An 8126-nucleotide genomic window follows, 5' to 3' on the forward strand; every position below is an offset into this window, starting at 1 on the left:
AAATGCGGGTGCAAATATAATGGGAATATTTTAATTTGGCAACAGGATGAGGAAAAATATCTCCAAAAAACCGATTTCGGAAGCTGATTTTACGGATAAAACGGGTTGAAAATGTTTTAATTTATTTAATTTTACCTGCCGAATGAAAAGGAGACTAATTTTTGACATTGGACGAGTATGGCATTTATACGTATAATAAATAAATTTATTCTGGTGTTATTGTTTGGAACGGTCGTCGTATCGACGGAGGCACAAAAAACTGTGCTGAAATTCAATCCGGATGGAACGTTTAAAATTGTACAATTTACAGACGTACATTTCAAATACGGTAATCCAAATTCCGATATTGCCTTGGAACGGATGAGGCAGGTATTGGATATCGAAAAACCGGATCTGGTGATTTTCACCGGAGATGTGATTTATGGAAAACCGGCGTCAGAAGGTATGAAGACGGTGTTGAATGTGGTGGCGGAACGTAAAATACCTTTCGGAGTCGTCTATGGAAATCATGATGACGAGCAGGGGATGGACCGTCAGGAGTTATTGCAGGTGATACAATCCGTACCTTTTAATTTGACGGAACAGACGGAGGGTTTGAGCGGAGTGAGCAATTATATTCTTCCGGTGAAATCTGCTGACGGGAGTCGGGATGCTTTGATTCTGTATTGTTTGGATTCTCATTCTTATTCTTCGGTGAAGGGAGTCGGCGGTTATGATTTTCTGAAGTTTGATCAAGTCGATTGGTATTTGAAGAATAGTACGGCTTATACAAAAGTAAACGGAGGAAAGCCTTTGCCTTCGCTGGCTTTTTTTCATATCCCATTGCCGGAATACAGCCGGGCGGCTGCGGCAGAAGGAGCGATCCTGATCGGCGCCCGGATGGAGCCTGCCTGCGTTCCGCAGCTGAATACCGGTATGTTTGCCGCGATGAAGCAAAGCGGGGATATAATGGGTGTTTTTGCCGGACATGATCATGATAATGATTATGTGGTGTATTGGAAAGATATTTTGTTGGCTTACGGGCGTTATACCGGAGGGAATACGGTATACAATAATATTCAGAACGGTGCCCGGGTGATTGAATTGAAAGAAGGAGCCCGGGAGTTTAAGACCTGGATCCGTCAAAAAGACGGTGTTGTCAATCCGGTGGATTTTCCTGCTACTTTTCAGAAAAAAGGAGATCCGGAATAAGTATTGATTTATGATTTTGGATTGTTGATTTACGATTGTTTTGAGAAGGGCAGGTGGCAGATTTTAGATTGAGTTTATAAGTTTTTCCTATTTCCCTTTCCTTTTAGTTTCTTCGGATGGTATATTCTTCTATACCGAGATCGGCAAGGGTATGTTGTAAATCCTCCTCATTGTCGGAAAGGAGCAGGAGCTTGTCTCCGGCAAGAAGCCGGGTGGAACCGTTGGGAACAAAATAGCTGTCGTATCGTTTGATCATAATGACGAGTGTATTTGGGGGAAGGTGCAGTTTATGGAGGTGGTCGCCGTCGATTAACAGGTCCGGCATAACGGTAACTTCTGCAATGACCGATTTGATGTTTTCAGCGAGAGCCATATTGAATTCGTCCGGCAGGTTCTTTACCGGCTGTGATAAACCGAGTAGTTTTGCCGAGATAGATACTGTCGTACCTTGTAGTAACAGGGAAAGAATGGTAATGAAGAATACGATATTGAATATTTGTCGGGCACCCGGTATGTCGGCCAAAAGCGGATAAGTTGCAAAAATGATAGGTACGGCTCCCCGTAAACCGATCCAGGAGGTAAATAAACGTCCTTGCCATGTCATTTTCCGGAAAGGGAGTAAACACAGAAAGACGGCAAGCGGCCGGGCGATGAATATCAGAAAACCTCCGATCAGCAGACCGATAGGAGCTATCCCCCATAGTTCTGCCGGGTTTACCAGTAGGCCTAGTGCCAGGAACATAATGATCTGGAATAACCAGGCGATACTGTCGAAAAAGTTACTGATATTTCTTTTGTAAACAATCTGATGATTTCCGACGATCAGGCCGGTGATGTAAACGGCCAGATAGCCATTGCCTTTCAGGAGATCGGTGATGGAGAATGTAAAGAATACGAATATCAGTAATATGATTTGATAGAGGGAATTGTTTGTCAGGCAGATGTGATTGATGATGTATATGGCCAGACGTCCGAGCAGGTAACCGGTGGCGATTCCGATACTGAATTGTAAAAATAGAGAGAGAAAGATATAATTCCAGCTCATTTCACCCGATTGCAGTACCTGTAAGAGGAGTATGGTGAGCATATAAGCCATCGGATCGTTACTTCCGCTTTCGAGCTCGAGCAGAGGGCGCATGTTTTGTTTCAGGTGAAGGCCTTTGGAACGCAGAATATTGAAAACGGAGGCCGAGTCGGTGGAAGACATGACGGCTGCCAGTAACAGACAGCCGGCTAAAGGCGTGATAAGGTTGGGATAGAAGTATCCGACCAGCCAATATATAAAATATCCGGTAAACAACATGGTAAATAGTACACCCAGGGTGGCCAGTATAATACCTTGAGGTATAATTGGACGGATATCGTTGATCTTGGTATCCATGCCGCCCGAAAACAGAATAATACACAGAGCTAAAGTGCCGATGAATTGGGCTTCCGAGGCATTGTGAAATTGGATGCCTATACCGTCGCTTCCAAAGATCATGCCGACAACCAGGAAAAGGAGCAATACCGGAACGCCCAGTTTATATCCGGTACGGCCGACAATCAGGCTTACAAAAAGGAGGGTGGAACCGATAAGTAATATATTTCCGGTAGTGAATGACATACGATTGTTTTTTTTGTGTAAACGCATGAAAAAGAAAAAATGTTTTGTCTTTTTTCTGTTGGGGAAACTTTGCGAAATGTTTGTTTTTCGATAAAAAGAAAATTGAAAAGAGGTAGCGGTTTGTATTGAAATATCTATTTTTGTAGATCAATTTGACGACGTATGTCTCACTTGCCTACTTTAATTAGTGACCTTGCTTTGATACTGGTGGCGGCCGGTGTGGTTACCCTTATTTTCAAACGGTTGAAACAACCGTTGGTATTGGGATATATTGTTGCCGGTGTAATTGCCGGCCCTCACATTTCTTTTACACCAACAGTGATAGATACGGCAAATATTCAAACCTGGGCGGATATCGGCGTTGTCTTTTTGTTGTTTGCTCTCGGGTTGGACTTCAGCTTTAAAAAATTGATGAAGGTGGGGGGACCTGCTGTGATTGCTGCAGTGACGATTATAGTCGGGATGATCATGCTGGGAATGCTGGTTGGTTCGTCTATGGGGTGGAAACGGATGGATTGTATCTTTTTAGGAGGGATGTTGGCGATGTCTTCGACGTCTATTATTTATAAGGCGTTGAATGATATGGGACTGCGTACACAGCGGTTTGCCGGTTTGGTTTTGGGAATATTGGTCATTGAAGATTTACTGGCGATTGTATTGATGGTGTTGTTATCGACGATGGCAGTAAAAAATAATTTCGAAGGAACGGAAATGATATACAGTATCGGTAAATTGTTTTTTTTCCTTATGTTGTGGTTTATTATCGGCATTTATATCATACCGACTTTTTTCCGGAAAACGAAATTGCTGATGAATGACGAGATGTTGTTGATCGTGGTTTTGGGAATGTGTCTGTTGATGGTGGTGATTGCGACCTATGTGGGTTTTTCTTCTGCCTTAGGGGCTTTTGTCATGGGGTCTATATTGGCGGAGACGATGGAGGCCGAAAAAATCGAACATTTGGTGAGACCGGTAAAAGATTTGTTTGCAGCCATCTTTTTCGTTTCAGTGGGCATGTTGATTGATCCCGGGATGATTTGGGAATATATCGGTCCGATTTTATTGATCACCTTAACTGTTTTGGTCGGACAGTCTGTTCTGGGAACTTTTGGGGTGGTTTTATCCGGACAGCCGTTGAAAGTGGCGATGCAATGCGGTTTTTGCCTTTCACAGATCGGAGAATTTGCTTTTATCATTGCTTCTTTAGGGATTGCTTTACATGTGACCGATGGTTTTTTATATCCGATTGTTGTGGCCGTATCGGTGATTACGACCTTTTTGACACCCTATATGATACGGTTGGCCGAACCTGCTTATCCGTATGTCGAACGTAAACTTCCCAAAAGATGGAAAAGGATATTGGAGCGTTATACATCCGGTATACAGGTTGTCAATCACGAAAGTAACTGGAAAAAACTACTGATGGCTTTGGGAAGGATCGTGATCGTTTATTCTGTGATTATTATTGCGGAATTGATACTGGCATTTAGTTTATTAGTGCCTTTTATCCGGAATCATATTCCGGGAATATGGGGAAATATATTGAGTGCCGTGTTGGTGATTGCTTGTATGGCTCCTTTTTTACGGGCCATTGTCGCTAAAAAAAATCATTCGGTGGAGTTTCAGATATTGTGGGAAGACGGTCGTTTTAACCGGGGATATTTAGTGTCGTTGATCGTATTCCGGTTTGTATTGGCGATGTTCTTCGTTATGTTTGTCGTTTCGGCTTTGTTCAAAATATCGGTCGGTTTATTGATTGGGATAGCCGGGATGGCGGTTGCTGGGATGATCTATTCCCGTTATCTGAAAAAACAGTCGATATTGATAGAACGCCGTTTTTTGCGTAATCTGAACATTCGGGATATCAGCGCCCGGCCGTCAGGTAAAGCCGTGCCCCGGTTTGCCGGAAATCTGTTGTCCCGCGATTTGCATATGGCCGATTTTATCGTTCCCCAAGAATCGAAATGGGCGGGAAGAACTTTGGCGGATCTGAGGTTGAAAACCCGTTTCGGAGTGCAGGTTGTTGCTCTTTTCCGGGGTAATTATTGTTTGAATATTCCGGGAGGAAAAGAACGTATCTTTCCGCAGGACCGGATTCAGGTAATCGGAAGTGATGAGCAATTGTTGAAATTCGGAGAATATTTGGAACAGCAGGTTATTCCGGAGGAAGATTGTGATTTGAGTCAAAGTGCTGTAAACTTACGGCAGTTTATTATAGATGCCGAATCGGTATTTTCCGGAAAAACCATTGAGGAGTCCGGTATTCGTGAACAATATCGTTGTCTTATCGTCGGTTTGGAGAGAGGGGATACCTCTTTGCATGATCCGACAGCCGATACCGTATTGGAAGAAGGAGATCTGGTATGGATCGTCGGAGAAGACAGTAATATTTACCGGCTTATTCACGGTTAATCTTTTTTATTTTAAATTGACTTATACGCTTTTCTTGCAAAAAAGACCGTAAATCATAATTGTATGAGTTGTGGCTGAAATTACACAGTGCATCTTTCCCGGTATGTCATTTTTTTAGACACGTTTGTCTAATTCTTTTACGTAAATGTAAATTTTAAATATATTTATGTTTCTAATAATCAGTAAGTTATATTGAGTGGTATGTATTTTGATATATATAATTGAATTTTAATCTTTAAAATATATGTGGCTTCAAGTCAGGGAATTTATCCGGTTGAAACGAAATAAACCGTTTTCTTTTATTGTAAATAATATCGGAATGTCTTTGGCTTTTACGGCTTTGATTATATTGTTCACTTATGCTCTGGCGTTTGTGATTATGCTCATTATTGCCGTCTTGAGCGTGAGCGTTCTCACCTGGAAAGCTGCCACGGCCAATCCGGTCGATTCGCTGAGAACGGAATAGCACTTAGAGAAAACTTAATTTTTTTTGTTATGTGGACATCTTTGAAAGAACTCATTTGGGAAAAACGGAACCGGCCTTTTACTTTTATCGTGAACGTCGCCGGTTTGATTCTGGCCTTTACGGCTGTCATCGTCATGTATACTCATCTAATCGGCGAATGGAATCATGATGCAGATGTGGAGCATCGGAAAGATATCGTGCGGGTGGAGATGTCCTGGGGGCTGACTGGAGGAGCATACGCTCCTTGGTTGGGCGACGTTATGCCAGAAGTGGAACAATACTGCCGGATTTTTCTGGATAACAATGCCGCGGTACATGTGCCGGCTCAACAGGAGACGGAGGAAGTGTTTATCCGGGAAAAAGTTTTTCTGGTCGATTCCACTTATGCTTCCTTTTTTTCCCTCCGCATGGTCCGGGGAGATTCCACTTACCGTCCCGACGGAGTTCTGCTGAGTGAATCGGCGGCAAAACAGTTGTTCGGCGAGTCCGATCCTATCGGAAAAACTTTAATCCTCCGGCATAACATTCCTTTGACCGTACAAGCTTTATTTAAAGACATAAAAAATCCGGGAATCCGAAGCCCCCGGATTTTGGGAATGCTGGAAACGGCCAATCGTTTGTTTGGGAGTAAGATGACGGAAGAGTGGGATTTCGCAAATTTCGAAACCTACCTCCGGTTAAAACCCGGTACCGACAGAATACAATTTACCGGGAAATTCAAGCAGCTATATGCTGCTAAATTGAAAGAAATCGGTTATAAAGAGGATCAGATTTCGCAGTCCGTAAACCAGGATTTGATACGCAACTACACGGATATTTATTTCGATAACGAAGTTTTGGGATTCGCTGATCACGGCAATTATAACGACCTCCGTATTTTGATGATGCTTACCATCCTGGTCCTGGGAATAAGTATTATCAATTATGTCAATATCGCTACGGCTAAAGTAGCTGAAAAATCCCGTACGATCGGGATGAAACGGATATTGGGTGCCGGGCGGACCTCCCTGATAGCCTTCCTTGTATTCGATTCGGTTTTTACCTGTTTTATAGCGATGGGCGCGGCTTGGGCGCTAGCCCAGGGACTGGCCTTTTTCCTGCAACAGTGGATCGGTCTGGGGGATATGTCTCAACTCACCTTTTGGTCTGCTCTGGTATTGTGGGTAGCCGTGCCTTTACTTTGCGGTTTGTTATCCGGTATATTTCCGGCCTTTTATCTCACTCGGTTGAACCGATTCGACACGATGAATTCGCAGAGAAACGAAAGCCTGGCTTTGCAGCGGTTTAAAAGCGGATTGATGATTCTACAGTTTGCCGTTTCGATGGGATTGATCATATCCACACTTTTTATCTATAAACAGGTAAATTACATGAAGCATTTCGACACCGGATATGACCGGAAGAATATTGTCGTGGTGCATGGGAACCGGGAACAGGTTTTGTATAGTAAATATCCCGGTTTTAGAACGGCTTTATTGCAAAATCCGGCGGTACTGAAAGTAGGAGCTTCCAAAGATCCGATTTACAACATCCGGGAAAGGGGTTTTCACCTGGATGTGAGCGGTTGGGATAATAAAGGAGCGGCGTATGTTACCTGGGTAGATGTTCCCTTTCTGGATTTAATGGGTTTGAAAATCCTGGAAGGAGAAGGTTTTCATGAGGCAGACCAAGTGATAAAAGACATCGGTTGGAGCATCAATCAAAAATTTATTATCAATCAGCGGATGGCGAAGGAAATCGCATCCTTAGCTCCTGGGCAGAATTATTTGGGAGGTAACCGGATCGGCGTGGTAAAAGATTTCAATTTCAGATCGATGCATGAACCGGTTAGTCCGATGTACCTGGGTTTGCTAGGCGGTTTTAATAGTCAAATCGATGTTTACATCCGCATTGCGCCTGAAAACCGGGAAAAAGCCCTGCAGTATATTGAGAGTTGTTATCGGGAGTTTTACCCGGGAACTTTGTATCAGTATAGTTTTATGGAGGACGATTACGCCCGGCTTTACGGTTCGGAAGATGTTTTTGCTTTGAAGTTGCTCTTCTTTTCGGTTTTGTCGGTTGTCATCGCCTGTCTGGGATTGCTGGCTTTTGTGGTATTTTTTATCGAACAGAAAACGAAAAGCATCGGTTTACGCAGAGTAATGGGAGCTACCGAATTCCAGATTATGGGGTTGCTGAACCGTAATTTCCTGATTCGTTTGCTGGCCGGTTTCGTTTTGGTATGTCCGGTGGCCTATTTTGTGGTTTTGCGCTGGTTATCGGATTTCGCCTATAAAACGGAATTAAGCTGGTGGGTATTTGCTGGGGCTTTTATATTGATGTTCGTTATTGCCTTGCTCTGTGTAAGTATGCTGACTTGGAAAGCTGCTACGGCAAATCCTGTGAATTCTCTGAAAAATGGGTAATTTTGTGTCCGGATAAATCTGAGATAACACACCGGGACGGACTCAT

5 protein-coding genes are annotated in these 8126 nt (G+C 43.3%); 4 read left to right on the plus strand and 1 reads right to left on the minus strand.

Translation table 11 applies throughout. The annotated features are described in order from the left end of the window. The first annotated feature begins 177 nt into the window (after positions 1–177). Complete coding sequence (locus DD657_RS04400) at positions 178–1191, plus strand: metallophosphoesterase family protein (RefSeq protein ID WP_287048664.1); 1014 nt, start codon at positions 178–180, stop codon at positions 1189–1191. Between the two features lie 103 nt (positions 1192–1294). Here DD657_RS04400 and DD657_RS04405 read toward each other — a convergent pair whose 3' ends face one another. Continuing rightward, positions 1295–2797, minus strand: coding sequence for a potassium/proton antiporter (locus tag DD657_RS04405; RefSeq protein ID WP_021986507.1), 1503 nt, complete (start codon positions 2795–2797; stop codon positions 1295–1297). 162 nt (positions 2798–2959) lie between these two features. On the opposite strand from DD657_RS04405, the gene DD657_RS04410 reads away from it, so the two are divergent. From DD657_RS04410 to DD657_RS04420, 3 genes are all read left to right on the plus strand, one after another. Beyond that, entirely contained in the window at positions 2960–5209 is a 2250-nt protein-coding gene (locus tag DD657_RS04410) for a cation:proton antiporter (RefSeq protein WP_287048667.1), read from the plus strand. A gap of 244 nt (positions 5210–5453) precedes the next feature. Further along, positions 5454–5675 carry a hypothetical protein gene (locus DD657_RS04415; protein WP_021986505.1) on the plus strand — a complete coding sequence of 74 codons (222 nt, stop codon included), beginning with the start codon at positions 5454–5456 and terminating at the stop codon, positions 5673–5675. A 29-nt stretch (positions 5676–5704) separates the two neighbouring features. Next, positions 5705–8080 carry an FtsX-like permease family protein gene (locus DD657_RS04420; protein ID WP_068690262.1) on the plus strand — a complete coding sequence of 792 codons (2376 nt, stop codon included), beginning with the start codon at positions 5705–5707 and terminating at the stop codon, positions 8078–8080. Positions 8081–8126 lie beyond the last annotated feature (46 nt).

The sequence above is a fragment of the Culturomica sp. genome, from assembly GCF_003524185.1.
Taxonomy (GTDB): Bacteria; Bacteroidota; Bacteroidia; order Bacteroidales; family Marinifilaceae; genus Culturomica; species Culturomica massiliensis.